This window comes from Aeromonas sp. PS2Canimalfood6 (assembly GCF_048276795.1).
GTDB classification, from domain to species: domain Bacteria; phylum Pseudomonadota; class Gammaproteobacteria; order Enterobacterales; family Aeromonadaceae; genus Aeromonas; species Aeromonas caviae.
This window is the reverse complement of sequence record NZ_JBLUXC010000131.1, coordinates 1-1,294: the sequence shown is the minus strand read 5'-3', so window position 1 is coordinate 1,294 and position 1,294 is coordinate 1. Positions and strand designations below refer to the sequence as shown.

Below are 1,294 nucleotides of genomic sequence, written 5' to 3'. Positions count from 1 at the left end.
CGTGAACATTTTGTTAAATTTCACCCAGTTTTTTGAGACCCGCATTGAGTACCGTTTCCAGATATTCACTGCTCATTCCTGCGATTTTTTGCTTCCGTCTTACGCTCGCCTTGCGTGAAGTCTCGGCCCTGAGCATGTTCAGCCCCATGTGCCGGATGCACGCCAAAATCTCTGCGGCATCACCGCGATAAATCGGGCAATCATCCTCGCCCATCGTGACGTCCAGCACCCAGTGCAGGCTATTTTCGATGGCCCAGTGCCCACGCACCGCTCGCGCAAACTCATCCTGCACCAACGCTTTGGAACTGATGAAATAACGCTGCTCTATGGTAATTTTTTGCATATTTTCAACGCGATAGGAGATGGCCACGCCAATGCTGTGCAACTGTTTCCAATGAGGAAACTGGGCGGCCAACTCGCCCGCCGCCATGACATGGTACTCACGACCATCGATGCGGCCATGAGCCTTCTCAAGCGTCATCGTCTCTGCGCATAACGGGGTGGCCGCCAGCGGGGCGAGGGCCTGTCGAACCGCCTCGAACAACTTGGGTTGGTTGCCTTTGACGGCCAATAAGTAATCGCCACCTTGCTGAAGGATGGTCTCGGCGATCTCGGTCTGGCACCCCATCGCATCGATGGATACCAGGCAGCCTTTGATGTCGAGCAGCGCCAGCAACTCGGGAATAGCGGTAATTTCATTGGACTTGGCGTCGGTTTTTATCTGTCCGAGCACCAGCTTATTGGCGGCGGCATAGGCACTGACCATGTGAATGGTCGACGTTCGATCCTCACGGTCATAGGAACTGCGCAGGGTTTTGCCATCGATAGCGACCAGGGCGCCATCGGTGTGCTGGTTAATGGCTTGAGTCCACCGCACAAAGGCGGCCTGAAACGGCTCTGGTTTGATGCCGGAGATGATCCTGGCAATGGTGTCATGGACAGGAATGCCGTTTTTAAACAGTCCCTTGGATTGAAACCAGGGAAGATGAACCTCGCCGAAATCCTCAATATCTTCCCAGCCCTCAGCCCCGCCGATCACGGCACAGACGGTGAGAAACAGGACATCGTAGAAGGGATAATAAATCTTGGCATGCTGGCGAGGGTCGTGAATATTGTCGAAGAACTGAGCGAAAACGGCATCAATAGACATGAGAGCACTCCTGAAAAGGAGCATGAGATCACAGCCGGATCACCAGGTCAAATTTCAGGGTGAGGATGTGAGCAAATTGTTAACTATGGAAATCATGGAAATTATCATTTTTTGGATTTCATGCGCATTTTTTGAGCTGAAATG

At 52.5% G+C, this 1,294-nt stretch carries 1 protein-coding gene; it reads right to left on the bottom strand.

What is annotated here, in order from left to right; translation table 11 throughout:
• Positions 1 to 13: 13 nt before the first annotated feature.
• Positions 14 to 1,150, bottom strand: coding sequence for an ISAs1-like element ISAs12 family transposase (locus ACNPAA_RS20865; protein WP_021141311.1), 1,137 nt, complete (start codon positions 1,148 to 1,150; stop codon positions 14 to 16).
• Positions 1,151 to 1,294 lie beyond the last annotated feature (144 nt).